The sequence below is a fragment of the Endobacter medicaginis genome (assembly GCF_014192375.1).
GTDB lineage: Bacteria > Pseudomonadota > Alphaproteobacteria > Acetobacterales > Acetobacteraceae > Endobacter > Endobacter medicaginis.
In genome coordinates, this window is the sequence record NZ_JACHXV010000009.1 from 1 (window position 1) to 26,719 (window position 26,719).

The 26,719-nt window shown below is 64.9% G+C and carries 29 protein-coding genes and 1 pseudogene; 13 read left to right on the forward strand and 17 right to left on the reverse strand.

From position 1 onward, the window contains the following. Positions 1 to 407: 407 nt before the first annotated feature. The gene (locus FHR90_RS11815; RefSeq protein WP_176621915.1) at positions 408 to 2,141 is read left to right on the forward strand and encodes a hypothetical protein; all 1,734 of its coding nucleotides are present in this window, start codon (positions 408 to 410) and stop codon (positions 2,139 to 2,141) included. A 407-nt stretch (positions 2,142 to 2,548) separates the two neighbouring features. Here the strand turns inward: FHR90_RS11815 and FHR90_RS11820 are convergent, their stop codons facing one another. The 4 genes from FHR90_RS11820 to FHR90_RS11835 all read right to left on the reverse strand — a co-directional run bounded on the left by FHR90_RS11820 (position 2,549) and on the right by FHR90_RS11835 (position 5,130). Then, positions 2,549 to 3,361: a hypothetical protein gene (locus FHR90_RS11820; protein WP_176621914.1), complete on the reverse strand. Its 813-nt coding sequence runs from the start codon at positions 3,359 to 3,361 to the stop codon at positions 2,549 to 2,551. A gap of 125 nt (positions 3,362 to 3,486) precedes the next feature. Continuing rightward, the gene (locus tag FHR90_RS11825) at positions 3,487 to 4,311 is read right to left on the reverse strand and encodes a hypothetical protein (RefSeq protein ID WP_176621913.1); all 825 of its coding nucleotides are present in this window, start codon (positions 4,309 to 4,311) and stop codon (positions 3,487 to 3,489) included. Positions 4,312 to 4,375: 64 nt separating this feature from the next. After that, positions 4,376 to 4,753 (reverse strand): hypothetical protein, encoded by a 378-nt coding sequence (locus FHR90_RS11830; protein WP_176621912.1) that lies wholly within the window; start codon positions 4,751 to 4,753, stop codon positions 4,376 to 4,378. 83 nt (positions 4,754 to 4,836) lie between these two features. Continuing rightward, positions 4,837 to 5,130 carry a hypothetical protein gene (locus FHR90_RS11835; protein ID WP_176621911.1) on the reverse strand — a complete coding sequence of 98 codons (294 nt, stop codon included), beginning with the start codon at positions 5,128 to 5,130 and terminating at the stop codon, positions 4,837 to 4,839. A 269-nt stretch (positions 5,131 to 5,399) separates the two neighbouring features. On the opposite strand from FHR90_RS11835, the gene FHR90_RS11840 reads away from it, so the two are divergent. Beyond that, positions 5,400 to 6,335, forward strand: a complete 936-nt coding sequence (locus FHR90_RS11840; protein ID WP_176621910.1) for a hypothetical protein — start codon at positions 5,400 to 5,402, stop codon at positions 6,333 to 6,335. Positions 6,336 to 6,556: 221 nt separating this feature from the next. Here FHR90_RS11840 and FHR90_RS11845 read toward each other — a convergent pair whose 3' ends face one another. Further along, positions 6,557 to 7,438, reverse strand: coding sequence for a metallophosphoesterase (locus FHR90_RS11845; protein ID WP_176621909.1), 882 nt, complete (start codon positions 7,436 to 7,438; stop codon positions 6,557 to 6,559). A 62-nt stretch (positions 7,439 to 7,500) separates the two neighbouring features. Then, positions 7,501 to 7,878: an MbcA/ParS/Xre antitoxin family protein gene (locus FHR90_RS11850; RefSeq protein WP_176621908.1), complete on the reverse strand. Its 378-nt coding sequence runs from the start codon at positions 7,876 to 7,878 to the stop codon at positions 7,501 to 7,503. Between the two features lie 265 nt (positions 7,879 to 8,143). On the opposite strand from FHR90_RS11850, the gene FHR90_RS11855 reads away from it, so the two are divergent. Both FHR90_RS11855 and FHR90_RS11860 read left to right on the forward strand, forming a co-directional pair. Next, on the forward strand, positions 8,144 to 8,458 hold the full coding sequence (locus tag FHR90_RS11855) for a helix-turn-helix domain-containing protein (RefSeq protein WP_176621907.1): 315 nt from the start codon (positions 8,144 to 8,146) through the stop codon (positions 8,456 to 8,458). Further along, positions 8,451 to 8,603, forward strand: coding sequence for a hypothetical protein (locus FHR90_RS11860; protein ID WP_176621906.1), 153 nt, complete (start codon positions 8,451 to 8,453; stop codon positions 8,601 to 8,603). Before FHR90_RS11855 ends, FHR90_RS11860 begins: the two co-directional genes overlap by 8 nt. A gap of 6 nt (positions 8,604 to 8,609) precedes the next feature. Here the strand turns inward: FHR90_RS11860 and FHR90_RS11865 are convergent, their stop codons facing one another. Continuing rightward, the gene (locus tag FHR90_RS11865) at positions 8,610 to 8,978 is read right to left on the reverse strand and encodes a hypothetical protein (protein WP_176621905.1); all 369 of its coding nucleotides are present in this window, start codon (positions 8,976 to 8,978) and stop codon (positions 8,610 to 8,612) included. 189 nt (positions 8,979 to 9,167) lie between these two features. Here FHR90_RS11865 and FHR90_RS11870 point away from each other — a divergent pair, with 189 nt between their 5' ends. Beyond that, the gene (locus tag FHR90_RS11870; protein ID WP_176621904.1) at positions 9,168 to 9,926 is read left to right on the forward strand and encodes a hypothetical protein; all 759 of its coding nucleotides are present in this window, start codon (positions 9,168 to 9,170) and stop codon (positions 9,924 to 9,926) included. A gap of 342 nt (positions 9,927 to 10,268) precedes the next feature. On the opposite strand, the gene FHR90_RS11875 is transcribed toward FHR90_RS11870, so the two are convergent. After that, entirely contained in the window at positions 10,269 to 10,538 is a 270-nt protein-coding gene (locus tag FHR90_RS11875) for an HU family DNA-binding protein (RefSeq protein ID WP_176621903.1), read from the reverse strand. Between the two features lie 163 nt (positions 10,539 to 10,701). Between FHR90_RS11875 and FHR90_RS11880 the strand changes: the two genes are divergently transcribed. Then, positions 10,702 to 11,577: a hypothetical protein gene (locus tag FHR90_RS11880; protein WP_183275299.1), complete on the forward strand. Its 876-nt coding sequence runs from the start codon at positions 10,702 to 10,704 to the stop codon at positions 11,575 to 11,577. A gap of 46 nt (positions 11,578 to 11,623) precedes the next feature. On the opposite strand, the gene FHR90_RS11885 is transcribed toward FHR90_RS11880, so the two are convergent. After that, positions 11,624 to 12,934, reverse strand: a complete 1,311-nt coding sequence (locus FHR90_RS11885) for a beta strand repeat-containing protein (RefSeq protein WP_176621901.1) — start codon at positions 12,932 to 12,934, stop codon at positions 11,624 to 11,626. Positions 12,935 to 13,266: 332 nt separating this feature from the next. Here FHR90_RS11885 and FHR90_RS11890 point away from each other — a divergent pair, with 332 nt between their 5' ends. From FHR90_RS11890 to FHR90_RS11915, 6 genes are all read left to right on the forward strand, one after another. Beyond that, a complete protein-coding gene (locus FHR90_RS11890; protein WP_176621900.1) occupies positions 13,267 to 15,468 on the forward strand; it encodes a prolyl oligopeptidase family serine peptidase in 2,202 nt (733 codons plus the stop codon). A gap of 196 nt (positions 15,469 to 15,664) precedes the next feature. After that, positions 15,665 to 16,102 (forward strand): succinate dehydrogenase, cytochrome b556 subunit, encoded by a 438-nt coding sequence (gene sdhC / locus FHR90_RS11895; RefSeq protein WP_246330239.1) that lies wholly within the window; start codon positions 15,665 to 15,667, stop codon positions 16,100 to 16,102. Positions 16,103 to 16,127: 25 nt separating this feature from the next. Next, positions 16,128 to 16,577: a succinate dehydrogenase, hydrophobic membrane anchor protein gene (sdhD, locus tag FHR90_RS11900; protein ID WP_176621898.1), complete on the forward strand. Its 450-nt coding sequence runs from the start codon at positions 16,128 to 16,130 to the stop codon at positions 16,575 to 16,577. Between the two features lie 14 nt (positions 16,578 to 16,591). Further along, complete coding sequence (gene sdhA / locus FHR90_RS11905) at positions 16,592 to 18,403, forward strand: succinate dehydrogenase flavoprotein subunit (RefSeq protein WP_183275300.1); 1,812 nt, start codon at positions 16,592 to 16,594, stop codon at positions 18,401 to 18,403. An 18-nt stretch (positions 18,404 to 18,421) separates the two neighbouring features. Then, complete coding sequence (locus FHR90_RS11910) at positions 18,422 to 19,204, forward strand: succinate dehydrogenase iron-sulfur subunit (RefSeq protein WP_176625073.1); 783 nt, start codon at positions 18,422 to 18,424, stop codon at positions 19,202 to 19,204. Positions 19,205 to 19,446: 242 nt separating this feature from the next. Then, positions 19,447 to 20,121 carry a tyrosine-protein phosphatase gene (locus FHR90_RS11915; RefSeq protein ID WP_176625075.1) on the forward strand — a complete coding sequence of 225 codons (675 nt, stop codon included), beginning with the start codon at positions 19,447 to 19,449 and terminating at the stop codon, positions 20,119 to 20,121. Positions 20,122 to 20,265: 144 nt separating this feature from the next. On the opposite strand, the gene FHR90_RS11920 is transcribed toward FHR90_RS11915, so the two are convergent. The 4 genes and pseudogenes from FHR90_RS11920 to FHR90_RS11935 form a co-directional block, all read right to left on the reverse strand. Continuing rightward, a complete protein-coding gene (locus FHR90_RS11920; protein WP_176625071.1) occupies positions 20,266 to 20,766 on the reverse strand; it encodes a helix-turn-helix domain-containing protein in 501 nt (166 codons plus the stop codon). A gap of 150 nt (positions 20,767 to 20,916) precedes the next feature. Next, positions 20,917 to 22,470: an apolipoprotein N-acyltransferase gene (lnt, locus tag FHR90_RS11925; RefSeq protein ID WP_183275301.1), complete on the reverse strand. Its 1,554-nt coding sequence runs from the start codon at positions 22,468 to 22,470 to the stop codon at positions 20,917 to 20,919. Between the two features lie 19 nt (positions 22,471 to 22,489). Continuing rightward, positions 22,490 to 23,404 (reverse strand): GNAT family N-acetyltransferase, encoded by a 915-nt coding sequence (locus FHR90_RS11930; RefSeq protein WP_183275302.1) that lies wholly within the window; start codon positions 23,402 to 23,404, stop codon positions 22,490 to 22,492. 211 nt (positions 23,405 to 23,615) lie between these two features. After that, a pseudogene (locus FHR90_RS11935) lies at positions 23,616 to 24,047 on the reverse strand (Fur family transcriptional regulator); the annotation flags it as partial. Between the two features lie 89 nt (positions 24,048 to 24,136). Here FHR90_RS11935 and FHR90_RS11940 point away from each other — a divergent pair. Then, on the forward strand, positions 24,137 to 24,382 hold the full coding sequence (locus FHR90_RS11940) for a sulfurtransferase TusA family protein (RefSeq protein WP_246330234.1): 246 nt from the start codon (positions 24,137 to 24,139) through the stop codon (positions 24,380 to 24,382). On the opposite strand, the gene FHR90_RS11945 is transcribed toward FHR90_RS11940, so the two are convergent. The 4 genes from FHR90_RS11945 to FHR90_RS11960 are packed head-to-tail and all read right to left on the reverse strand — an operon-like array spanning position 24,360 to position 26,632. Beyond that, complete coding sequence (locus tag FHR90_RS11945; RefSeq protein ID WP_183275303.1) at positions 24,360 to 24,785, reverse strand: GNAT family N-acetyltransferase; 426 nt, start codon at positions 24,783 to 24,785, stop codon at positions 24,360 to 24,362. The two genes, FHR90_RS11940 and FHR90_RS11945, sit on opposite strands and share 23 nt — an antisense overlap. Continuing rightward, positions 24,782 to 25,450: a tRNA (adenosine(37)-N6)-threonylcarbamoyltransferase complex dimerization subunit type 1 TsaB gene (locus FHR90_RS11950; RefSeq protein ID WP_183275304.1), complete on the reverse strand. Its 669-nt coding sequence runs from the start codon at positions 25,448 to 25,450 to the stop codon at positions 24,782 to 24,784. The genes FHR90_RS11945 and FHR90_RS11950 overlap by 4 nt, the downstream gene beginning before the upstream one ends. Before the next feature lie 2 nt (positions 25,451 to 25,452). Then, positions 25,453 to 26,070 carry a malonic semialdehyde reductase gene (locus FHR90_RS11955; RefSeq protein ID WP_176625496.1) on the reverse strand — a complete coding sequence of 206 codons (618 nt, stop codon included), beginning with the start codon at positions 26,068 to 26,070 and terminating at the stop codon, positions 25,453 to 25,455. A 1-nt stretch (position 26,071) separates the two neighbouring features. Next, positions 26,072 to 26,632: a NifU family protein gene (locus FHR90_RS11960; RefSeq protein ID WP_176625498.1), complete on the reverse strand. Its 561-nt coding sequence runs from the start codon at positions 26,630 to 26,632 to the stop codon at positions 26,072 to 26,074. Positions 26,633 to 26,719: the final 87 nt, after the last annotated feature.

Consider the following 26,719-nt stretch of genomic DNA (forward strand, 5'->3'; position numbering starts at 1 on the left):
AATACGGTCAGCCGAGAGATACCGTTCAACCAGCACCTCGTGGCAGCCATCCGACCCAGCAACCGCGCATGCGACAGATAACTAATACTGGGGCTTCGCATTTCCAGATGACACCTAATGTCCCCTACCTGTCGTACACCGGTTTTGTCAGCTCCGCGGACCACAGACAAACCGCTCATCCGTAGACGTCAGCGGTCATCCGCATCCGTTGACAAAACAAATTTGTCTACAGGCGAAAAAAGTCGGCTCGATTTTCTGGGAGATATGTCATTGTAGAGAGTTCCGGTATCACAGCGATTGCCGTCGCTCCTCCGGAACTCTCTACGGGGACTTGATTAGTCTACGTGCTGTGCACGCAAACGTCAACGAATCCGTCGAGAAACACGCGTTTTTCGGGGACGACGACGATGCCATTCGACTCTCAAAACTACCTCCGCGGACTGAAGCACATCTCGCCGAACGTCGCGTCGTCGGCCGCCTCGGTCCTGCACGCCATCGACCTCAATCAGAACATCGGCCGGCACCACATCACGCTGTCCGGCGACATCTCACAGCCGCTACAGAGAGCCGTTGCCGTTGCGCAGGCAGCCGCACCGCATCTCGCACCACTCGCCGCCTATATGATTCCTCACCTGCCTGGCAGGCCTCGTGCCGGCGCTGAGATGTCGTCGGCGCAGCAGATGTTCCTCGGTGATGCCATCCTGCAGCCGCTGTTCACGCCGAACTCGCCCGAATGGTGCAATGCCCTGGTTATCGATTGCGACGCTCAGACGGCCGTGGAAGCCCTCCAGCACCTCCCCCCGTACGTGAGACCGACCCTGGTCATCGACGCCGCCAGCGGCCGTTGCAGCGCGATTGTGCAGCTAGAGAGTCCGGTCAGGATGACCAACAACAAGCCCGGCGGGCGGAGAGACCCCCGCGGCACGCTCTGGTATGCCGGCGCGCTGATTGCTGCCGCCCTGGATGGCACACTGCTGCCGCACGTGGCGCTCGTGCGGTCACCGTGGGCGCTGCTGAAGAATGTGCCCGGGCATGAGACCGCGCAGGGATTCTCCGACCCGCAGACCGTACCGGTCGACCTGGCGCACAAGACCATCATCGGCACACCAGACATGTTGTTGACCGAAATTGTTCATCAACTGCATCAAACCTACGGCCATCTCGTTCTCCGCTCACAGGAGTCCGGTAAGCGTCGTCCAGGTCCGCAGGAGCCGGCTGCCGAGGGTACCAACCGCGGCCTGTTTGACCGGCTGCGGGCATGGGCATTCGAGCGGCACGAGATGGACGCGGACACCATCGCCGGCCAGGCTGAGGCCATCAATCATTCGTTCGCCTGGCCGCTGCCGCCGGATGAAGTTGCCTCCGTGGCCGCCAACATCACTGTGTTCATGCAGACTCGGTTCATCCCTGGCGAGCCTGCACGCACAGTGAACCGCGGTGTGATGCAGTTGGCCGGCGACACGGAACACACGCTGAGAGAGAAACAAGCGGCCGGGGCGGACTATGCCGCGTACACGAAGCGCCTGCGGACAGAGCGTCGCATTGCTGACATTGTTTACGACTGGAACCCCGCTGACCGCATTACGCAAGCAGGCCTGGCAGCCGCGCTGGAGATGTCGACGAAGACGATGAAGCGGGCCTGGGGAGCCGGGCTGGAGACACTGGTAGACGAGGTTCCGGAGATGCGGGCGGATGAACCTCACTATTTCCGCGGCCGCCGTTGTTCGGCATGGAACCGGATGGCCCAGAATCCACTGCGCGATATCGTTGCCGCCCACAACTCCTGGGCTGACGAGATTGCCGCCTGCGACGCCTTGGCAGCTCAGTGCCAACTGGCCGCCTCGATGGATGAGATTGAGTCGATGCGCGCCGGCTTGCCCAAGGTCAGCTACAAAGAGAATGAGGTCCAAGAAATGCTGCCGGATGCGGTCCGGAAAGCGCGCGGTGCCGTCCACTCGGCATTTCTGAAGCGGCGCCGGGAGTTGCTATCAGCTGACCCCGTGGCTCGCGAGCAGAACCGCGCCGCAGATATCGAGGTGGAGGATTGGGAGCCGACGCCGGCGCAAGAGGACGAGGAGAGCAGGCTGTTCAGCCTCCGGAACTCGATTCGCATGTCGGTGATGCTCGACCAGATGGTGTAACCGTCAACAAATTGGTGACTGAATTCGGAAGTCTGCAGACAGGTTAACAATTTACGATTTTTAAATACCACATGACGCCGGGACAATGCCGGCATAATGCACACATCTGACCGATATTGTCCCGGCGGGGCCGTACCGTCCCGCAATCCGCCATCCTCACAAGTCGACTGCCAGTTCACAATTACAGAGTATGATATCTGAACACACCAGGAATCAGATTTCGTGATTCCGACAACCTGATTCCAAACCCACCAAACCGTCGTACGAACACACGAGGTAACGGGGTTAGATAACGGGTTCATAAATCCTGCTACCGAGTTTCACCTGCCGCCGCGACATACACCACGCAAACAAATAGGCCGGGGATTCCTCCCCAGCCCATCACGTCATCTCAGTCATTCCCGCTATCAGTCGGCGTACTGCAGCTGCATAGCACCCTGTACCGGCGGCACGCGGACTTCGCCGGCGCGATATCTCCGCATCCAAACCTGACACCGCTCGATGGTTTTCACGCTGACCGTGCCGCGCTTCAATCCCGAGAGCCGGGATTTGTGCCCGAGAGCCGCTCTGGAAACGGTAGTCGGCGGGATTCCCGTGTCGTGCCTGAATCGGTTCAACTCATTGCGGAAGCGGGTAACGGGGTGCAGCGAGGCGCCGGCGTTGTCACAGATGGCCTCGAACTCCAGCCAGCTAATTTCATGTCCGTCGGCATCATACAGCTCGGCCGCCACGTCTTCGATTACGTCGCCGTTGCCCCGCAGCACCGACCAAGCCGACGCATACAGCTGCTCATACAGTCCGAGAATCGTCGCACGCGGCACATGATGACGACCGTTCTCCAGAATCTCGTCGGCGAACCTGCGCGCCGCCGGCAATGAGACCTTGGCGACATTCGAAATCAGGAATGCCGTCGCCGCCACATCATCGAGATTCCTGGTTTCGTCCAGCGCCGCTTCCACAGCATCCATGTCGTCGGCATCCTGGCGGCGCGACATCATCTCACCGATGACCCCGGCCAGCGCGACGTCGCACTGCGGCAGCACGAGCTTCATGATGCGTGATGGCGTGCCGACCGCAGGCATCTGCGAGCGCACCGAGGTGTCGGCGGACACGATAGGCACCGAGAATCCGTGATGGCGCGCGACGAATGCCGCCGCGGCTGCACGGGCGCAGCGAGCCACAAGGTCGCGGTCGGGGGTTGGGAAGGAATCATTTGTCATCGCGTTAACTCCTCGTTTCTGATGACGGGTTTCAATGCCAATATTGTAGCAGAAAACGTGCAAATGACGTCGTAATAGTTATCGATTGTGTGTTGTTTTCTACAATGTTGGCTTTGTTGGCGAGGTCAGTATTCCGGGTTCCAGAACTCGTCATCCTGGTCGTTCCGTCCAGCCTGCATCCACTCGTCGACGTCGTCGTATGAGCCACTCAGAATTTCGGACGCGAACTCGCCGGAATACACGTACTCGAACATTCCATGCGTGGTGTCGATTGGCGCGGCCGCATACGTCAGGCCCATCTCTCGGGAGACAGCATACGAGGCGAATGCCCGAGCCCTGCGCTCGATAGATGAATCGATATATTTCGAGCTGCCGTATGTGAATCCGCGGCGCATTTCGGCATCGAGATTCGCAATCAGGTCATCCCGAATCAGTCGCTCCGCTACGTGCCAGATTTCGTGATACGCGGTGTTGTGGAGGTATTCATACGGCTGCATGCACATGCTGACGACGACAATTGGAGGAACTCCCGGTGCTTGCGCCATAGCCAGGCCGTACAATTCCTCAGACCCAATTTTCCACACTGCCGGGACCGTGATGCACCTCGCCCACGGCACGCATCTGCGGACCGCGGAATGCACCAGCATCGTGCTGGCCTCCAGTTTCCAGGTGTAGCGCCACTCTGAAGCATCCGAGCCAGCGCTGTAGACGCCATCTGTGCGCTTCTTCAGAATCATGCTGGCTTGGCTGATATCGAGAAATCTAAGGCGGTTGCCCCCGGCGTGAGTGAGTCGCCCGCAGTTTTCAGGCAACCACATGTGCCAGTGCGGCAGCTGCCCGGTGATGCCAAGATTCGTCAGATGTTGTGCGGGATGGCGATGCCGGGCTTTCCCGATGTCTACCACCGACTGCTGGGCTCCGCGGCTTGGTTTCGTGAACCAGTTTCTCATCATTTCCTCCTGTTGCCCGGGTAGGGTGCTTGATGTCTTTGTTCTCCGTTGATGCTGTGAGATGCTACGCCGCCTGCGCGACCCGCATCGGCCGGAATCCGAACCTGTTCGCCGGCATGTCATTCGCCGGCACGGTGTCGTGCACGCTGTATGAATTCGGCGTGTGCTCGAAATGGTCCAGGCGCGCAATCTCGTCGAACTGCGCCCGGGCTTCGTCGATTCCGGCTCGTGCCGATTTGTCATCGATTCTGCCGGCGTAGCGATGTTCGATGATGATTTCGAGTACCCGGCTGGCATCTGATTTCGTGTAGCGCGGTTCGCTGGACCGCAGGATGCGCAGTGTGAATCCGGTCAGCAGGCTGCGCGGGTCGACGTCCTTGGTGCTGACTAACAGCAGCCAGTCGCCTGAGCACATGCGTGTTTTCTGAATGATATCGGGCATTGTTACCTCCGTTGTTTTTGTTGGCCGGTCCTCCCGGCGTGGTGGTGATGATGCCGGCGGAGTGGTTACCGCCGGCATCGGGTTCAGTTCAGATGATGGGCGAGGCCGCCTTCGTCAGAATTTTCATTGTAAAAGACAACGTCGTTTCCGAAAGTCCGCAGACATACGGCGCCATCTTCGGAATCGAGAATGTCTGACAGCGCCATCCATTCACTCCGGTCCAAGATGAGCTCCCCGCCCACCAAGCCGTGTCCTGCCTGCAGATTCTCCAGCTTTCGTACGGCTGAAGACAGGGCATCGGAGATGTCGGGGTCGAAGAATCCGAGCAGCTGAAGGTCCAGCGCCGCCGGTCGAGAAGTGGTGTTCATGGTGGTCATTGTCGTATCTCCTGTTGGCCGGTCCGTGCCGGCGGTTGCGAAAGCATCGTTGCTTCCTTGATTTCAATATACTCGATTTCAAGCAAGATAGTTCAAAGAGAATGCGACTTTTCGTAGTTTGCATGAAATGTTGACGCTGACATGCATGTATTTGTCGGATTCCGGCTTTCATATTAACATCGATGTTAACATGACGACCTTTCGGTCGAGCGTTCGCATTGCAAATACCGGCACCTGCGGACTATGATGTGCCCACAGGACGCGCCACCATGATTGACAAAACCGCCATCAAAGCCATCCAGCATTACATCACCATCTCCGGCGACGCGGCCTACACACTACAAGAATTGCGCGATATCGCCGGCGCCGACGCCAAGCCGGCCATCGACACGCTGATTCGCCGCCAGGTCCTGGGTCGCCTGGGCCAGGGACTGTATGTGCCGATGAAGCCGGGCGTGTTTCGACCCGGGCCCGTGCCGGCATTCGCATTCGAGCAATCCTGCGCCTGCGTGCTCAGGAAAATGGGAATCGAGTTCCGGCCGGGCCGCGCCATCAGGGATTACAATGCCGGCAGGTCGACACAGGTGCCGGCTCGCGTGATTTTTGAGGTCCGGGGCATCCGGATGCCGCAGATGCAGTTCGGCAAGCAGGTGCTGCTATACGACAACAAAATGTACTCGAAAGCCAAGCTACAGCGCTTTGCGGCTGTTGACCCGTGGCCATGCGATGGTGAACTGTCGGCCGACCAGGCGACCCAGCGGCTGCGTGATTACATGCGTGCGGTGCCGGACAGCATCTATCTGCGTGCTGATTTCGAACGCCTGGCCGCGACCCAGACCTCGGCCGCCATCAGGGCCATCACCGCTGCCAACCTGGTCGCCGAAATCGGCAACGGCATCTACGCGCGGCTGGAATCCTCGGCCGACGGATATCAGCTCGCGGCCGGCGGTCTGTATCGAACCGCCGCCCGCGCACTGGACCGGCTCGATATTGAATGGCGGCCAGGGTTGGCGTGGCGGCGATATCAGTCAGGCGTCGGGCCGAAGCCGCCGGTGCCGTGTTTCGAGGTCCGTGGTCGGAGGCGTCCAAGGCTGCAGTATGCCGGGGTCGCGGTGGAATACGATAATGAGGGAATGACGGCGGCGGAGCTAAGGGTGGTCGGCAGGGAGGACCCGTGGCCGGGAAATGGGTGGCCGGCGAGATGACGAGCTCCAGAAATCGATTCTGAGCGTGGTCGAAGGCTTTTCAGGTCATCTGGGACCTTGGGCGGCTATCGGCGCTGTACAGGCCTGTATGGCGATTTGGCGGCATATGAGCCGGGAGGCGGTATCAGGGCACCGCATTTCATCCCGACGTTGGGCTCGATGACGGCATCCTGACCGCCCGGAGCGGCGCGTATGTCAGTTATTTCTTACATCGCGCGGCTTCAAATGCCGCTTCCAGGCACCTGAGCACGCCAAGTGCCGGTATCGGCGTCCTGTGTGAGCTCGACGGCGAGACGGGGATTGAAATCTGGGTTCTCCAGCTTGGCGCCTTTCATCTCGTAGCCCGCCGGATTTCCCAGCAGCAGGCAGCCGCCGGGGTCCCGAACTTGGTGCGAGACATGGGTGTGACCGGAAATCCAGAGCGCCGGCTGCAGGGCAATCAGGTCATCAAGATTCGAGGCGAATCCTGCAGTAACCGGGTCTCGCAGGTATTGCGGTGCCACGCAGCGCAGAGATGGCTGATGGTGTGTCAGCACCACGGTCGGGCCGGCGTGCGGGGTCTGCAGTTGGCTCTCGATGAACTCGCGACTGGTGCTGTGTCGACGAGCCGTCTCGCCCGGGGTCAGTCGGTCCCGCCAGTCGACGGGGTCGGCTCGCCGGATGAGCCTGTAATCGTTCAAGCTGCGCTCAACGATTCCGGAATCTACGCGAGCATTGCCGAAAATCGCAAAATCCGTCCACAGCGTCGCGCCGACGATGCGCACGTCGGTGCCGCGGACGGTGACGATGACCGCGTCATCTTCCAGCACATGAATTCGAGATTCCGGCGTCGATAGCTCATCGGCTTGCCTGCGCATTGCTGCGATGCCGTCGTCGATGGATTTTTTGGTGCCGTAATGCTCGTGATTGCCGCCGATGATGACGATGTCCGGGCTCGCGAACAGGCGGCGGGCCTGGGCGACCGCTTTCGAGGCCTTATCGGTGTCGCCGGCGATGACCACGATGTCGGCCCAGGATTGATTGTCCTCGAATCCGCGGTGTGAGGGGCCGAATTCGAGGTGCAGGTCTGATGTGACTTGGAGCGTGACGGGTTGCGAGGACATGGTGGTATCGTATCAAAAACGCGACTCGCGTTCTATAGTCAGCAGATTCACGAAATCGATAGTCAGCCGACACTCTCCGCCGCCAGATACCCTGCCACCCGCTCCAGCCCCGCCGGCTCCATCATCACGTCCAGGGCCGACATCCCTGCGAAAGCCTCATTTTCCCGCCGCACCCACGCATATCCCCGCGCTGGCTCAGAGAACGTCATCCGCAGCGACCGGTGAATCGATAACAGCAAGCCGAGCGACCGCGCGTCGACCGGCTGCAGCTCGACCCGGCCAGCACGCCATTCCGCCAGCGTGTCCATCCCGACCCCGAGGACCGTGCACTGCTGTGAATCCGACAACTGCCAGCGTTCCAGCAGTGCCAGCACGGCTCTCACCGCGGCCGCAGATTCGGCGTCGGTCGGCTTGGTGGTGCTGGCGGCGGGTGTGCTCATGGCGGCATGATAGCCGAGGCGGCGATGAGAACAGAAGGGGAATCTGTAAGGGGCGGCCTGGCGGCTAGACGGTTGTGATTGCTGAGTTATACGCAAAATGGCCAGTTTGGGTATAACTGCGAACTGGCGCTGGCGTGTGTTACCAAATGGCCGGTTTGGTAACACGGGTGGAGGCTGGGATGGCTGAGGCGTTCTCGTAGATTCGTATACCCGTCCGGGCATATTTTGCGATATACCCGTTCGGACTTAGGATTGAGAGGCGAGCGTGGCCGAATTTCGGACGATGATGGAGCTTGGCATGCTGCTGAGAGAGGCGCGGCGCTCGAAAAAGCTGACACAGACTCACCTCGCACAGCGCCTGCGGTCGACGCAAAAATGGATTTCTGCCATCGAAAACGGCAAGGAGTCCGCAGAAATTGGCCCGGTTCTCAGACTTGCTCGCGAGCTCGGGTTAACGCTGGCGTGCTCTGGCGACGGCATCATCGAGCGCTATGTGAATCACGCTTTGCCGCCTGTGCCGCCGGTCGATGTTGAGTCGCTGCTGAGTGAATGCGGGATGGAGATGGGTAGTGATGACTGAGCGTGAGCGCAACGGCGGGGACGATGTGCCGGCGGAGCCGCTGGTGGCAGGTGGTGACCAGGCGGCGGATGAGACGCTGGAAGCTGAGCTGGAGCGTGCTCTGCGGGAGAACGAGGCGGCGTTCAGGGAGCTGGCGCGGCGGTAAATCGGCCTAGCGCTCATACTCCTTGCCGCCGGTCGAGAGGTCGTAAAGCACTTTACTGTAGGGCAGGCGCAGTAAAATCGGATTCGTCTTTACAATTGCGGCAAGGACCACTCCCCGGCAGAACAGCGAAACACCAGCTTTCGAGCGGTCGCAAACCGCGTCAGCGCTATCGATGAAATTCAGATTTGCACTCCGACGCCAGATAACAACAGTCCGGCCGTCTGGTACGGAGCCAATCGGCTGGACCACGATTATCCCGAGCTGGGTGTAGGCCGCGACCAGCAGGGTTAGGACAATGATACCAATGATGACCAGCTTAGCTGGATTTCCCTTTCTGGGAGATTCACTGGAAGCGGTCCTATCAGAGTCGGTCATCGATTCCTGACCCTAAAAGGACTCGATAAAAATGCTACCGGCTAAAAATGCTTTGCCCCGGGCGACATGCCGTGAGGCAGAGGTGGCACCGGGGCTTACGAAGCTAAAATAGCTTGTACGAACCATTGGTTCAATCCTGCAGGTGGTACAAAATTCGTGCCCAGGAAAATACGACGGAAAATTTTACCAGTGGGATTTACCCCCGAACGCCTGCAGGCCCTCGAAGATACGCTGTCATCGACGAGACTCGCTCATTGGCAGGATTTGGTACCCAATCAGAGTCTGCAGCAGTGGCGCGCTCGGGCGCAGATAAGGATTCCTGCCGGTCGTGAAGCGGCAGTTTTGCTGCATCAGTGGAACACAGCTCTGTCGATGGCCTTCATGGCTTCCCTACAGATTTTCGAGCTGGCGCTGCGAAACAAAATTCATGCAGCGATGACCCATCATGCCGGCCGACCCGATTGGTGGCATCCGGCGGCGCAGCACCTGGAGCCTGATAACGCCAGACAGCTTGAGAAGGCGATTGATAAACTGGCTCAGGTCAAAAAGAAACCAACGACAGACCGAATCGTCGCCGAGCTAACGCTGGGATTCTGGGTATCTCTCACCGGACCTGGATATGACAACTCACGGGTGCCCAACCTTCTCTATTGGCGAAATTGTCTCAGTCGGCTTTTCACCCCGTCACTCCAAAAACCGCTGGACAGAGCGGCAGTAAACGCTGACCTGAACCGCATTCGGCGCTTACGAAATAACGTGGCGCATCATGAGCCCATCGTTACCAAGGACCTTAAAGGTGAGTATGCTAACATTCTAAGGTTCGCACGCCTTCTGTGTCCGGAAACCGCGGCCTGGATGGACGAGACGAGTCTCGTTCCCGGCCTCCTGAACGCCGACTGGCTCAGCGTCCTGGCCTGCTCGGGCAAGATGATAGGTCGCAATCCGTAGCGACGACGCAGCCGCTGATTGAGCACCTATATATAGGTACCGCCTCCCCGCCAGCGCCTCCCCTGCCCTGCCGCAGCACCCATACACGACCCCGCATACCCGGCTTGGCACCAGCCGCCGGATGCATCAAAATGATGCCTACAGCCCACGCCTCGTTGACTGAATCAACAAAGCGCGGGCTGTGACAGTTTCAACGAATGCGCGGTCTAAGTCACTGAGATAGCTGCACATAACGATTGGCGTCGGGGCTCTCCCAGGCAGCGGATTTTGATTCCGCCATGCGGAGGTTCGAATCCTCCCGCCCCAGCCAGATCGCCCGGTTCCGGGCGCCGGGCAGGGTGATCAGACCGCCTTCTTGAGGTTCGGGCTCGCCTTGAAGCGGACCGTCTTGCCCGCCTTCACCTTCACCGGCTCGCCGGTGCGCGGGTTGAGCGCCTTGCGGGCCTTGGTCTTCTTGACCGTGAAGGTGCCAAAGGACGGCAGCGTGAATCCGCCTTCCTTCTTCAGCTCACGCACGATGGCAGCAATCAGGTCGGTGGCAGCCTGGTTGGCTGCGACGCCGGTGCAGTCGATCGAATCTTGGATCACGGCAGCAATGAATGCCTTGCTCATCGTTTGATGTCACTCCTGTGGAAGATGCCCTGCGTCGCGACTCGGTCATGCCCGTCCCGGCGAAGGTCTGATGCCTGCTTAGCGGGTTGACGCAGGCTTCGCTACAGTCTTTGTGCACTGCAGCGCGAGAAAATGCTGACGAGCCCGGCAAAGTATCGGCCGCTTGCCAAAGACCGCGCTGCCGCTTCATCTGTTGGCCGACATGAGCCGCAACGTCGTCCTTTACGCCCAGTACCATCCGCATGGACACCTGCTGCCGCATGCGCGGGCGTCAATCTCGGCCCTGCTCGACGCCGGCTGCATCGTTCATGCCGGCTGCGCGGCCGATGCCGTGACTGGTGTTCCGGCCGATCGGGAAGCCCGGGGTGAGCTCGAGCGACGCGGCGCGGTGTTTCACCAAAGACGCAACGCAGGACTTGATTTCGGCTCCTGGCAGGAGCTGTTGCGGCTCGGCTGCGCGCGGGGGGCGGGACGTGTGCTGCTGGTCAATGACAGCACGCTCGGGCCGTTGCGGCCGATCGCACCGATCCTGGATGCGATGCGTCCCCACCCCGCCTGGGGCATGGTGGCCTCACGACAGATCAGGCCACATCTGCAATCATGGTTCGTGTGCCTCGATGCGGCCCTGCTCGAGACGACGCCGCTGACGCGGATCTTCGCTCAGGATTTCGCGTCGATGAGCCGCGAGGAAATCATCCTGCATGGCGAGATCGGTCTGTCGGCCGCCCTCGAGGCGGCACGCGTGACACCAGCCGCGCGCTGGACGGGAGGGCGCCGACATCTCGGTCGGTTGATGCCGCCGACCAATCCGGCCCATGTCGACTGGAGGCGGATGCTGCGCAGGGTGCCGTTCGTCAAGATCGAGCTGCTGCGCGACGATCCCTCGCATCTGGCACCCCCCGCCGCGTGGCATCGCGTGCTGCGTGCGTTCGACTATCCGCTGGAATGGGCAGAGGCGGCGATCGCCGCCGTACCGGCGCGGCGCCAGCCGGTTCGACTGAACTGGCGCGGGCGGGCGGTCCATCGCCTGCTGCGCTGACGGGCGCGCGCATGGCCGATCCTGCCGCAGCCCACCGTGGCCGCGTTCAGTTGCCGCCGTTCACCAGCGTGAAGGACGTGGCATCGAGGCTGGTGACGCCGGTGAAGGTGATGGTGGTGTTGTCCGACAGCGTGATCGTCGTGCCCGACGAAGAGTGTGTCTGCGAGGCAAGCGCCTGCGCCACGGCCCCGCCGCCATAGCCCTTCAGAAAGACGTGATTTCCGGCCGAACTGCCGAAATCGGTGATCAGGTCACGCACGCCGCCGCCGACTTGGCCGGCGGTGAAGATGAAGTTGTTGGCCCCGGCCCCGCCGGTGACGGTGGCCGAGCCCGACTGGAACACGAAGGTGTCGGCGCCGGCCCCACCGACCAGGCTCGCGCTGCCCGAGCCGGTGGCGAACGCCACGCCGGCGAGCGCGGTGCCGGCATCGACCGTCTCGGAACCGCCGCCGAGAGCGACGAGATTGCCGGCGGTGGCCGTGGTGTAGGTGATCGAGGCGCCGGCGGCGCCGAAGATGGCCGCCGTGCCGCTCGCCCCGCCATCGACGGTCGTGGCACCGCTGCCGGAGATGAAGTTCAGACGTGACGCACCGCTGGCGATCAGCTTCTCGTTGCCGGTACCGCCATAGACGGTGATCGTCGCATTGACGGCAGTGATGGTGTCATTGCCGTCGCCGCCGGTGACCGTCGACGGGCCGGACAGGGTGTAGCTGCCGCCATAGCCGGTCATCAGCACCGTCGATGCGCCGGACGCCCCGACATATTGCGTGTTGACGCCCAGATCGTAGAAGGCCGTGCTGCCGCTGCCGCCATAGACCTGCACCGAGGACCCGCGGCTTGCCACCACTGCGTTCCCGGAGCCGCCCATGAGCGTGTCGCTGCTGCCGCTGAGGAACACCGTATCGTTGCCGGTGCCCAGGCTGACCCTGTTGGAGCCCCCGCCGGGATAGAGGACGTCGTTGCCGGACCCTGCAGCGATGTTGTCGTTGCCGTTGCCCGTGGCGACCTGCCAGTCGCCGCCGCCGACGGTGGGCGCGAAGAAACTGTTGTCGCCGCCGCCGGCGATGAACACGCCGCCCGTCGAGGCGGTGACCAGCGAGGTCCCGCCCTGCCCGGCCATGACGGTGACGGGATGATCCGGCATCAGGGTGACCTGGGCGGTATTGTTCGAGATGAAGACGTTCGAAGTGCCCGAGGCGACGGAATAGGCACCGGTGACGCTGGGCGCGAAGAGATTGTTGCCGCGCAGGTTGTTGATCGCCGTCGCATAGTCGAGCGCCAGCGCGAGATTGGCGGTCCCCACGACGGTCACCGGCAATGTCGTGCCGGAGGCGCCCGTGACCGTGATGATCGCCATGACCTGTCCTTTTGACAGAATTCAGCCTGCGCCATGACCGGGACCGACGGCAGATGAGGCCGATCCCGCTATGGCGGTCTTTGCCGTTAACCCTTTGTTAACGACCTGGCAAGAGCTTTCGTTCAAGTAACGGTCGAGAAGTCTTGAAGAAAAATCACAAGAGGGCAACTTATCTTTATTTTGGGACGTTCCGGACGCAACTGACCGGACCCCATGCCGGTCAAACACACCAGGTCCGCGAACGCTGCGTCAGACAGCCGTCGCGAGCGAGGGTTGTTGCCGTAACGCAACGGGGCGTGCCACCTTGCACGAAGATCGCCTGGAGGATCGCCATGAGGTCGTTTCATTCCGGACTTACCGCGATGCTCATCGTGGCCGCCGCCGCGCAGGCTGTCGTCGTCGGTGCGGCGCAGGCGGCGGACGATCCGCTGGCTCCGCTGGGCCTCGGCGCGAGACCGGTGCTGCCGACGCCGACGCCGGTGACGGAAACATTGTGGGGGGTGGAGATCACCGACCGCCACCGAGGCTTCGAGAGCCTGTCGCCGCCGGTGGTGGCCTGGATGAAGGACGAGGGCGGCTATACGAGACGTGTGCTCGACGCGATCGGCCCGCTCGCCGAACTGCGCCAGCGCGTGGCGGCCTTCACCGCCAGCTTCGGACTGGTGAAGGACTATGCGAGCGAGGGCGGGCGCGGCTTCTATCTGGAGCGCCGGCCCGGGTCGGACAATTTCGACCTCATGGTGCGCGATGGCGCCGGCGCCCATGCGCTAGTGGACATGACCGCCCTGCGCGCCGCCGCCGGCGACAGGCCAATGGCCATCAACTATTTTCTCGCCTCTCCCGATGGCAACCGTGTGGCCGTCGGCATCTCAGAAGGCGGATCGGAAGCAGCGTCGCTGTCGGTGTACGACACGGCGAGCGGCAGACGCATCGGCGGTCCGATCGACCGGGCACAGTTCGGCCCGACATCGTGGAGCGCGGATTCCGCCACGCTCTATTTCATCCGCCTGAAGGCGCTCGAGCCTTCGGATGCGCCGACGGAGAAATATCGCGACCCGATGCTGCAGTTCTGGTCGCAGGGCACGGCACCGGTCGCGCTTTACGGCTCGAAGGCGAATCGTGGACCGAAGTTCGGCCCTGACGAGACGCCCGTGCTGCTGGCATCGCCCGACCCGGCCGCGAAAGTGGCACTCCTGCTGTCGCAGAACGGGGTGCAGAACGAGATCAAGGCCTGGACAGCTCCCGTCAGCGCGATCGGGAGAGCGGATGCGCACTGGACGAGGCTGCTCGACCGCGCCGACGGCGTGACCACCAGCGACATGCGCGGCTCGACGCTGTTTCTGCTGTCGCACAAGGGCGCGCCGACCTTCCAGGTGCTTCAGGTCGAGGCCGGAGCGCCGCTGTCGTCGGCGACCGTACTGGTCCGTGCACGACCCGACAGGGTGATCGAGAGCCTGCATGCCGCCTCGGACGCGCTCTACGTCACCACTCTGGACGGGGTGTATTCGCATCTGCTGCGTATCCCGACCGGCAGCACGACGATCGAGGAGATCGCGCTGCCGATGCGAGGCCACATCGCCGAGTTCTTCGCCGATCCGCGCCAGCCGGGAGCGACGTTCTCGCTCGAGAACATGATCACCCCCACCACCACCTACCACTTCGATCCCGCGGCGAAGAGCTTCACCGACCTGCATCTCGGCACCGCCGGCGCCTTCGATCCGGCCGCCTTTACCGTCAGCGATCTCAAGGCACGCGCGCATGACGGGGCGGAGGTGCCGTTCAGCGTGGTCCAGCCGAGGGATCCGAGCGGGCCGCGCACGATGATCATCGAGGCCTATGGCTCCTATGGAATTTCGGAGCTGGCGGATTTCTCCGGACGGCGCGCGGTGGCGATGAAGGAAGGCATTTCGTATGGCGTCTGCCACGTGCGCGGCGGCGGCGAGCTGGGCGAGGCGTGGCGTCTGGGCGGCAAGGACTCGCACAAGCCCAACACCTGGCGCGACCTGATCGCCTGCGCCGACGATGCGGTGGCGCGCGGGCTGACGACACCCGACCGGCTGTTCATCATCGGCGGGTCGGCCGGCGGCATCACCATGGGCCGCGCGATGGAGGAGCGGCCGAAACTCTTCGCCGGCGTGCTCGACATGGTGCCGGCGGCCAACACGCTGCGGTCGGAATTCAGCCCCAACGGACCCGACAACATCCCGGAATTCGGCACCATTACCAGCAAGCAGGGCTTCGCGAATCTCTACGAGATGGACTCGGTGGTGCATGTGCGCAAAGGCACGGCCTATCCGGCGATCCTGATCTCAACCGGCCTGAACGATCCGCGCGTCGCTCCCTGGATCCCGGCCAAGTTCGCCGCCAGCCTGATCGAGGCAGGCGGGCCGAACCCGGTCCTGCTGCGTGTCGACACACAGGCCGGTCACGGCATGGGCTCGACACGCGCGCAGGGCGACCTGCTGGCCGCCGACAGCATCGCCTTCGTGTTCTGGCGCGCGGGCCGTCCCGGCTGGCGCCCGCAGGCGCGATGACAGGGTGAAGTTTGCGAACGGTTCTCAAGTATTGCCGCGCGATTGACCGGTTGCAAAGCCGGGCGTAGGAAACCGTAAAGACGGCTAATCAATCGGCCGACGGACGTCATTTTGGGAGGCGTGCAGCGAGATGAGCGACGGCAGGGAAGCGCTATACATCACGCGGTCCAGCGATGGCGCGCTCGTCCGCAGGCCGATGTCTCCGCATCTCCAGGTGTACAAGCTGCCCCTGGCCGGCAAGCTGTCGATCTCCAATCGCATGGCCAGCGTGGCACTGTCCTTCGGCACGCTGCTGATGGTGGTGTGGCTCGTGGCGGCGGCCTCCAGCCCCTACGCCTTCGCCCTGGTGCAGTGGTTCATCGGCTCGCCGCTCGGCCTGCTGCTGGTGTTCGGCTGGTCGGTCGCACTGTGCTATCATTTCTTCGCCGGGCTGCGGCATCTGTTCTGGGATGCCGGTGTCGGCTACTCGATCCCGGCGATCCACCGCGGCAACTGGGTGACCATCGCGCTGACGCTGCTCTCGGTGGCGGCGATCTGGCTGAGCGTGTTCGTGCTCTGGCCGACGCATGTCGCGCCCAACACACCGGGCCCGCAGGCCGAGGCACCCGCCCCGAACCCGGCTCCGGCCCAGTAACGCGCAGCGGCAGGAAAGCATCACGATGAGCACCGACAAGCTGCATATCTCCACCATGCGCAGCCAGCTCGGCCGCGCCCGCGGCCTCGGCTCGGGCAAGGCCGGCACCGTCGAACACTGGAAGATCGAGCGGCTGACGGCGATCGGGCTGATCCCGCTGTCGATCTGGTTCGTGGTCTCGATGCTGCGCCTGCTCGGCGCGCCGCAGTTCATCGTCGTGCTGTGGGTCTCGGAGCCATGGAACACGGTGCTGCTGCTGGCACTGGTGGCGCTGACGTTCCACCACATGCAGCTCGGGCTGCAGGTGGTGATCGACGACTACGTGCACGGCCGCTTCACGCATTTCGCCGCCACCCTCGTCAACAAGGGGGCGGCAATCCTGCTCGGACTGTTCGCGGCGGTCGCGATCCTGAAGATGGCGTTCCTCGGCCCCGCCGTGGCCGCCGCCGTCGCCCACGCGCTGTCGGCACAGTGAAGGCCTGATCGAGAATGAACGCCATCACCCTCCCCTCCTCGCGCGCCTACCAGATCGTCGATCACGCCTATGACGTGGTGGTGGTGGGTGCGGGCGGATCCGGCCTGCGCGCCACCCTCGGCATGGTCGCAGCCGGCCTCAAGACCGCCTGCGTGACCAAGGTGTTTCCCACCCGCAGCCATACCGTCGCCGCCCAGGGCGGCATCGGCGCCTCGCTCGGCAACATGGCCGAGGACAACTGGCGCTGGCACATGTACGACACCGTCAAGGGCTCCGACTGGCTCGGCGACCAGGACGCGATCGAATACATGTGCCGCGAGGCGGTGCCGGCGATCCATGAGCTGGAGCATTTCGGGGTGCCGTTCTCGCGCACCGAGGCCGGCAAGATCTACCAGCGGCCGTTCGGCGGCCACATGAGCAACTATGGCGAGAAGCCGGTGCCGCGCGCCTGTGCGGCCGCCGACCGCACAGGCCATGCGATCCTGCATACGCTGTATCAGCAGAGCCTCAAGCACAACGCCGAGTTCTTCGTCGAATACTACGCGCTCGACCTGCTGATGGACGAGTCCGGCGCCTGCCGCGGGGTGATGGCGTGGAACCTCGAGGACGGCACCATGCACCGGTTCCGGGCGCATACGGTGGTGCTGGCGACGGGCGGCTATGGGCGCGCCTATCTGTCCTGCACCTCGGCCCACACCTGCACCGGCGATGGCGGCGGCATGGCGATGCGCGCCGGCATCCCGACCCAGGACATGGAGTTCGTGCAGTTCCATCCCACGGGGATCTTCCCCGCCGGCTGCCTGCTGACCGAGGGCTGCCGTGGCGAGGGCGGGTATCTGACCAATTCCGAGGGCGAGCGGTTCATGGAGCGCTATGCGCCCACCGCCAAGGACCTCGCCTCGCGCGACGTCGTCTCCCGCTCGATGACCATCGAGATCAATGAAGGCCGTGGCTGTGGCTCCAAGAAGGACCACATCATGATGCATCTCGAGCATCTGGGTGCGGACCTGCTGCACGAGCGGCTGCCGGGCATTTCCGAGACCGCGCGGGTGTTCGCCGGCGTGGACGTGACCAAGGAGCCGGTGCCGGTGCTGCCGACCGTGCATTACAACATGGGCGGCATTCCCACGAACTACCATGGCGAGGTGATCCGCCCGACCGCCGACAACCCCGATGCGATCGTGCCGGGGCTGATGGCGGTGGGTGAGGCGGCCTGCGTGTCGGTGCACGGGGCCAACCGTCTCGGCACCAACTCGCTGCTCGACCTCGTGGTGTTCGGTCGCGCCGCAGCCCACCGGGCCGCGGACGTGGTCAAGCCCGGCACGCCGGTGCCGCCGCTGCCGGATCGCGCCGGCGAGGCCAGCCTCGACCGTCTCGACCGACTGCGCCACGCCTCGGGCGGCACGCGGGTCAGCGAGCTGCGCGATCGTCTCCAGCGCACCATGCAGAGCCACGCGGCGGTATTCCGCACCACCGACAGCCTCAACGAGGGTGTCGCGAAGATCGAGCAGCTCTGGACCGGTCTGCACGATGTGTCGATTTCGGACCGTTCGCTGATATGGAACTCGGACCTGATGGAAGGTCTGGAGTTCGACAACCTGATCGCCAATGGCACGGTGACGATGGTCAGCGCCGCGGCGCGCCAGGAAAGCCGCGGCGCGCATGCGCAGGACGATTTCCCGGACCGCGACGACGCGAACTGGATGAAGCACAGCGTGTCCGCGCTTGGCGACGAGGGCCGCGTGGAACTCACCTACCGGCCGGTGCATCTCTACACCCTGACCGACGAGGTCGAGGTGTTTCCGCCCAAGAAACGCGTCTATTGAGACCAGGGGAGCGGTATCATGGTTGAATTCACCCTCCCGCGCGGCAGCAAGGTCGGCAAGGGACGTCATTTCCCCGCACCGAAAGGTGCGAAGCGGACCAAGGTGTTCGAGATCTATCGCTGGAGCCCGGACGACGACAAGAATCCGGTGCTCGACACCTACGAGATCGATCTCGACCATGTCGGACCGATGGTGCTGGACGCGCTGATCCACATCAAGAACGACATCGACCCGACGCTGACCTTCCGCCGCTCCTGCCGCGAGGGCATCTGCGGGTCGTGCGCGATGAACATCGACGGCACCAACACGCTGGCGTGCCTCAAGCCGACCGATGAGATCAGCGGCCGTGCGAAGGTCTATCCGCTGCCGCACATGCCGGTGGTCAAGGATCTGGTGCCGGATCTCAACGGTGCGTATGCGCAGTTGCGTTCGATCGAGCCGTGGCTGCAATCCGACACGCCGCCACCGCCGGATGGCGAGCGGTTGCAGAGCATCGAGGAGCGCCGCAAGCTGGACGGGATGTGGGAGTGCATCCTGTGCTTCTGCTGCACCACCTCCTGCCCGTCCTACTGGTGGAACGGCGACCGCTATCTCGGCCCGGCGACGTTGCTGGCCGCCTATCGCTTCATTGCCGACAGCCGCGACGAGGAGGCCGGCGCGCGTCTCGACGCGCTGGAGGATCCGCTGAAGCTGTATGCGTGCCGCACGATCATGAACTGCACGCAGACCTGCCCGAAGGGCCTCAATCCGGCCGAGGCGATTGGGAAGATCAAGCAGATGCAGCTCGAACGCAAAGGCTGAGCCCCGAGGCGCCGTAAATCCGCCGTGGCGGCCACCCGACGGCGATCGCCTGCGCTTCGGTGCTCACGGCCATCAAGGCCGCTCCGCTCCGATGCTCGACGATCACCGCCGGGCGGTGCCGCTTCGCGTCACCTCTGACTCGCCACAACGGATTTCCGACACCTCAGCCCAGTGCTGCGAAGCAAACCGTTCAAAGTCTTTTTGCTTCTTTTTCTTCAGAAAAAGAAGGTATGAGCGCTGCCATGTTTGCCGGCGACCTGCGTATCGATCCGTCCGTCCCTGCCCGTCGACGGGCCTGGCGGGACAGTCTGTTCGTCGATCATGCGATCTTCCGCCTCGTCTGGACCAATGTCGCCGAAGTGGTGCCGGGGAAGATCTATCGGGCCAATCATCCCACGCCGGCGCGTCTGGCGCGGCTGGCGCGTCGTCTCGGGCTGCGCACGCTGGTCAATCTGCGCGGGCATCGGCAGTGCGGTTCGGATGCGCTGAGCCGGGCGGCGGCGGAGCGGCTGGGGCTGGTGCATATCGACATGGCGTTCGAGAGCCGCGGCGCGCCGCATCGCGAACGCATCCTGCGGTTTGCCGACCACTATCGCAGCCTCGCCTTTCCGATGCTGATGCATTGCAAGTCGGGCGCGGACCGGGCCGGTCTGGCGTCGGGGCTGGTGGTGATGTTCGAAGGCGGCACCGCAGAGGCGGCGCTGTCCCAGCTCTCGTGGCGCTACGGCCATTTCTCGCGCTCGCGCACCGGCATCCTGGACGCGTTCTTCCGCCGCTACCGCGACACCGCCGAGGGCCGGTTGCCGTTTCTGGACTGGGTGGCCACGGAATATGATGAAGCGGCACTCAAACGCGACTTCGTCGCCGCCGGCGGCCTGTCCAACTTCGTCACCGACACCGTCCTGCGCCGCGAGTAGCATAAAGCTCCCGCTGCCGCCGATTGCGTCTGGAATGGTCAGATGGCGCGAGGCTTCCGAACACCGAAGTGGAGCGGCCTGCGGGCCGTGAGCTCCGGCGCGCAGGAAACGCGCGCCAGATGGCCGTTCCAGGCGCAATCCTGCCTAACCGGCGATGCCTTTGACGAGGGCGATCACATGCTGCCGCATGGCCGGATCGGCAATGCGGGCGAAGGAGGCGAGCAACTCGCCGGTTTCGGCAGCCCCTGCGTGCTGGGCGTTGGACGGGCCGCCGAAGGCCTGCTGGCTCTCGGCAAAACCGCGGGTCACGCGCGTGGAGGCAAGAGAGGCAAGCGAGGCCGCGTAGCCGGCACCGTAACGCGCGCCACCGAGCTCGGGGTCGAGATCGTCGTAGAAGAACCCGACCGGGACATCGAGCACGCGAGCGATGTCGAACAGGCGGGAGGCGCTGACCCGATTGACGCCGCGCTCGTATTTCTGGACCTGCTGGAAGGTCAGCCCAAGCGCCTCGCCGAGACGCTCCTGCGACATGCCGAGCAGCATGCGGCGGAGCTTGATGCGATTGCCGACATGAACGTCCACCGCACCCGCGCGCGGGCCACGGCTGTTGCTTTCCTCGCCGCCATTTTCGGAAAGCTGCGCCATCCAAACTCCGATCCATGATGGGGCCATGCGGCGCCGTTCAAGGCTGGCCGGCGATGGTACCGCACAGCCATCAGTTAGATCAGAGTTAACGGCGCAACCATTAGGTTGTCAAGTTTTTGAGACAACTTTCTGAACTGGATTTTGCATCGCTCAACAATCACCCGGTCGGTGTGGGCCGCCGCGGCCGATTCTGACCAGACCGAGGGCGATGCACAGCACGGCAAGACCGAGCGGGATGCGCAGCCCGAACCGCGCGAACAGGGTCGGCGGCAGCGCGGGCGGCAGCGGGGCGACGAGGGTTCCGGCGACACCCCAGCCCAGCCGGGCGGTCTGGCGGCCATAGGCGTCGAACACCGCCGAGATCCCGGTATTGGCGTCCCGGGCCAGCGGCAGGCCCTCCTCGACGGCGCGCATGCGTGCGCTGGCGAGATGCTGGCGCGGACCGGCCGAATCGCCATACCAGGCATCGTTGGTCAGGTTGAGCAGCCAGGCCGGACGATCCCCTGGCTGGGTCACGGCGCCAGGGAAGATGACCTCGTAGCAGACCAGTGGCCCGACCGGCGGAATGCCCGGCAGATCGAGCGTCCGCGGGCCGGGGCCAGCGGCGAAGCCGCCGCCGGGAACGATCTGCACCGGCAACCCGCGCGGCTGATACTCCCCGAACGGGACCAGATGTGCCTTGTCGTAGATGCCGCTCACGTTGCCGTCGGAATCGAGGGCGATCACCGAGTTCCGCGGCCTGTCATGGTCGTCGAAGCGCACCGAACCGATCAGCATCGCCCGCGCCCCGCGTGCTGCCTCCGCGATCATGAAGCGGGCCCGCGAATCGGTGTCCAGCAGGCCGGGGAAGGCGGTCTCAGGCCAGGCCACGATGACCGGGCCATGGACCGCAGGCAGACCGGCCATCGCCCGGCGGGTGAGATCCAGGTAGTGGCGGAAGATGCCGACCATCGCGGTGCGGTCGAGCTTGGCACTCTCACCGATATTGCCCTGCACCAGCACCATGAGCGGCGCGGAGCCGCCGGCCGGCCGCTCGGCGGACAGCCGCCAGGTGCCGGCGCCGGCCCAGAGCAGCCCGACCGCGGCCATCGCGGCCAGGCCGCGCCATCTGAGCAGCGGCAGGCAGGCCAGCAGCACGGTCACGAGGCTGAGGCCGTCAGTGCCGATCCAGGCGGCGGGCTGGATCATGACGTCGCCGGCCCGTCCCGGCCATTCCCATGTGCTGCCGAGCAGGTTCCACGGAAAGCCGGTGAAGATCACGCCGCGGACCAGATCGGCGAGCCCCCAGACCCCGCCGAACACCAGGATGTGGACCAGACCCGATGGCGTGCGCAGGCTGGCGACGGCGAGACAGGGCAGCATGACCGCGATCGCCAGCGGTACCGCCGCCAGCGGCGAGGCGAAGGGCACCAGCCACCAGAACTGGTCGGCGCGCAGCAGGATGGCGTTGGTGAGCCAGTAGAGCCCGGCCGTGTTGAGGCCCATGCCGAACCAGAACCCGCATCGCGCGGCGCGCACCAGTCGGGCGCGCAGGCTCGGCTCGTCCTCGCCCCTGACCAGCAGCAGCAACAGCGGCAGAGCCAGCCCCAGCACCGGCACCGCATGGACCGGCGGCAAAGCAAGGGCGGACACCGCCCCGGCCAGCAGCGCGACCCCATCGGCGCGCCAGCCACGCAGCCGCGCCAGAACGGGCACAGGCGTCATCACGCAGGAGGCCGGTGGTTCAGCCGAGCGCGTCGCGGAGCTGCCGCTCGTAATGACGGTAGTATTTGTCGGTGATGAGGTCGGTCTTGACCACCACGGCGACGTCGGTGGTGTTGAACTGCGGATCCACCACCGCGCCGTCGCCGACGAAACCGCCGAGGCGCAGATAGCCCTTGATCAGCGGCGGCAGGGACTGCATCGCGCGCTGGGCGTCGAAGGTCCCGAACTCGAGCCGGTTCATCTCCACGAACCGGCCCGGAACGGCGCGCAGGCGCAGCCCCGGCGGGGCGAGATGGGCATGGTAGAGGTAGGAGAGCTGCACCGCCAGCGCGTCCGGATCGGTGCCGGGCAGGCTGGCGCAGCCGAACATCACGTCGATGCGGTGGCGGAAGACATAGGCCGCGACCCCGCGCCACATGAGCTGCATCGCCGCGCGGCCGCGATAGGTGGGATCGATGCAGGAGCGGCCGAGCTCGAGGATTTGGCTGGAAAACTCGGTGATCTGGCCGATATCGTATTCGCCGGCGGTGTAGAACCGGCCGACCTGGTCGGCGGCGGATTTGCGCAGCAGCCGATAGGTGCCGACGATCCCCTTCGGGCCGCTGCCGCGCTCGTGGTCGATGACCAGCAGATGATCGGCGACCTCGTCGAACTCGTCGAAATCCCGATGCTGGGCGGCCATCGACCCGCTCGGCTGGGCGCCCATGTCCTCGTAGAACACCTTGTAGCGCAACGCCTGGGCGGCGCGCAGCTCGGCTTTGGAGGCGGCGATGCGGACGCCGAGCTGGCCGACACGCAGCTCGCCGAACCCCGGACCGAGGCCGCCGGTCTCGAGCTCGGGCGCCGGCTCGGCGCCGAGCTCGGCAGGAGGTCGGAACCCGGCTCCCTTGCGCAGCGGCGCGGGCGGAACCCCGATCTTGCGGGTGACGGTCATCTCAACGCGCTCCCGTGATCCGCGGCCCTGAAGCTCGTCCGATGGCGTGCGGTCGGCCGACGCTGTCGGCCTGGGTCGTGGTCGGGTGAGACAGCGTCTTGTTCCTCGTCTGGCTGCCGGAGGCGGCGGTCGGCGGGTCGGCCTGCGTGTCGTCGTCACGATGGTGGGAATGGGGTTCGTCGTCGGCGAGGTCCGCCTGCGCCTGCCCCGCCTTGCGGCCGAACAGTTCGAGGCGATGCGAGACGAGGTCGAAGCCGAGGCGGGCAGCGATCTCGCGCATCAGCGCCTCGGTGCGCCGATCCTCGAACTCGATCACCCTGCCGGTATCGACGTCGATCAGATGGTAGTGCCTGCCGTGCTCCGTCGCTTCGTAGCGGGCACGGCCGCCACCGAAATCACGCCGCTCGAGAATGCCCTTCTCCTCGAACAGGCGCACGGTTCTATACACCGTGGCGATCGAGATATGCGAGTCGAGTTGCGTCGCGCGGCGATACAGCTCCTCGACATCGGGATGGTCCTCGGCCTCGGACAGCACCCGGGCGATGACGCGGCGCTGCCCGGTCATCTTCAGTCCGCGTTCGATACACAGACGCTCGATTCGAGTCGTCTCGCCCCTGCGCTCAGCGATCCGGTCAGCAGCCATGCATGCGGCGTAGCCGATTGGCCGGGCGATTGTCCAATCGGATGCGAAATCGTCGCGCAACTGGGCAGTGCCGTGGCAGGATGCAGCGCATGGACCCGCTGCTCGACCTGACCGCCGAACGCTGCCCGATGACCTTCGTGCGCGTCCGCCTGGCCCTCGATTCGCTGCCCGCGCCGGCGACGCTGCATGTACGGCTGCGCGATCCCCAGGCGGTCGGCAACGTCACCCGCAGCGCCACCGCGCTCGGCTGCACGGTCTCGGCAGCCGCACCGCGGGACGATGGCGACGCCGTCCTGACCATCCGCAAGCCGATCAGCAGCCGGCAGACAGGCTGAGCACCATCACCAGCGCATCGTCTCCATCGGGGTAATAGCGACGGCGACGGCCGACCTCGACGAAGCCGCAGCCCCTGTAGAGCGCGATCGCCGGCCCGTTCCCCGCCGCGACCTCGATGAACAGCCGCGCCGCCCCGGCCGCCAGCGCCCCGGCGGCGGCCTGTCGCAACAGCGCGCCCCCCCTGCCCTGCCGGCGCGCCTCCGGCACCACGCCGAGCGTGAGGATTTCCGCCTCGTCCGCGGCGATTCGGAGCAGGACCAGCCCGGTCTCATCATGCGAGACAACACAACCTGGGGTTGCAATGAGTTTCCGGAGCGAATCCGCGCCCCAGGCCTCGGGAGGCGGAAAGCAGCGCGCATGCAGCCCGGCCAGATGCAGGGCCAGCGCCGCGGGGGTCGTCATGGCGCGCGCGGACCGGGCGCGGTGACCCGCGGCGGATCGACATACAGCGGCAGCGCAACACGTGGCGGCAGCACTCCCGACACGCGCCGCCGGGCCGCGGCCAGGATGTCGGCGGGCGTGGGCGCGCGGGCGCCGACCTCGAGGCTGAACAGGGGGGCGAGCGCCTCGGCCCCGTCACCGGCCAGACGCGCGGGCGCGGCACGGCCGGCCAGGCAGACGGAGGGCGCGGCGAGATCGACACCGAACGGCGCCTCGGCCCCGCACTCGACGAAAGCGCGGCCGCGCCGGGCCATCGTCACCACCCACAATGCCGGGTCGAGATCGATGCCGCAGGCCTCGCCGACACTGACCGCGACCGGCGCAGGCGCGCCACCGGCATGCAGCCCATGCGCCAGCGCCAGCGTCGCGCGCAGCCCGGTGAAGCTGCCCGGCCCGATCACGCAGGCGATGCCGGCAAGCCGGTGCGCGGCCTGTGGCAGGGCCCCGGCGCCCGCCGCGTCGAACAGCGCCGGTAGCAGCGCCGGCAGCGCGGCAGCGCCCCCCGGCCCCGTCCGCTCCACGCCGGCCAGCAGCGCGCCATCGGCGTCCAGAAGCGCCGCGACAGCCCGCGCGCCACTGGCGCCGGAAGCGCCGGACGCAGCATCGAGGACCAGCCAGCATCCCATGCTCACAGCAGCCGGCAGGCCTCGCTCCAGTCGAGCCTCGGCGCGCGCTCGGGCGGCGGCCCGGAGGCGTGTCCCAGGCTGACCAGGAAATGGCTGCGCCACCCCTCGCCGGCGAGGAGCTGCGCATCGACGAGGTGGTTGTCGAACCCGGACATCGGCAGCACGTCCAGCCCGAGCGCGCGGGCGGCGAGGATCAGATACGCCCCCTGGAGGGCGGCATTGCGCTGCGCGGTCTCCTCGGCGAGGACCGGGTCGGCGGCAAACCAGCCGCGCGCATCGCCCTGCGGATACAGTTTCGGCAGATGCTCGTAGAACATCGGATCCCAGGCGACGATCACGGTGACGGGGGCGGTGCGCACGCGCTCGACATTGCCCGGTGACAGCGCGCCAAGAAGGCGCGCGCGTGCGTCCTGGGTGGTAAGGAACATCAGCCGCGCCGGCGCACAGTTGGCCGAGGTGGGGCCGAGCCTGACCGCGTCGTAGAGGCGACGCAGCAGGGCTTCGGGCACGGGCCGGTCGGACCAGGCGCGCGGTGTATGGGCGTCGTCGAACAGCCGCGCCAGCATGGCCTCGGCGTCGGCCGTGATGTCCGCGACCTCGTCGGCCACCGCGCCGGACATGTCAGGCGTCGACCTGCTCGACCGACTGCACCTCGGGAACGTAGTGGCGCAGCATATTCTCCACCCCGTGCTTGAGCGTCGCGCGTGAGGACGGGCAGCCGCTGCACGCGCCCTGCATGGTCAGCCGCACGATGCCGTCGCGGTAGCCGCGGAACACGATGTCGCCACCATCGCCGGCAACCGCCGGGCGCACGCGGGTGTCGAGCAGTTCCTTGATCTGGGCCACGATCTCGGCGTCCTCGGGGGCGATCTCCTCGTCCGCGCCCGCCGGAGCCTCACCATGGAACACCGGCGCACCGGAGACGAAGTGGTCGACCAACGCGCCGATCACCTTGCCGCGCAGCATCGGCCAGTCGGCATCCTCGGTCTTGGTGACGGCAACGAAATCGGCACCCAGATAGACCCGCGCCACCCCATCGATCGCGAACAGCGCCTCGGCCAGCGGACTCGAGTGCGCGGAGTCGGGCGCGTCGTAATCGGCGCTGGCGCTGCCGGCGACGTCGCGGCCGGGCAGGAACTTCAGCGTAGCGGGATTGGGGGTGTCTTCGGTCTGGATGAACATGCTCGGGACTTCCTGTGCGCGGAGCCCTTCATGTGGCAAGCGCGGGGGCGTCGGCAAGGGCGCATCGTCATCGCGACGCGCCCGCGC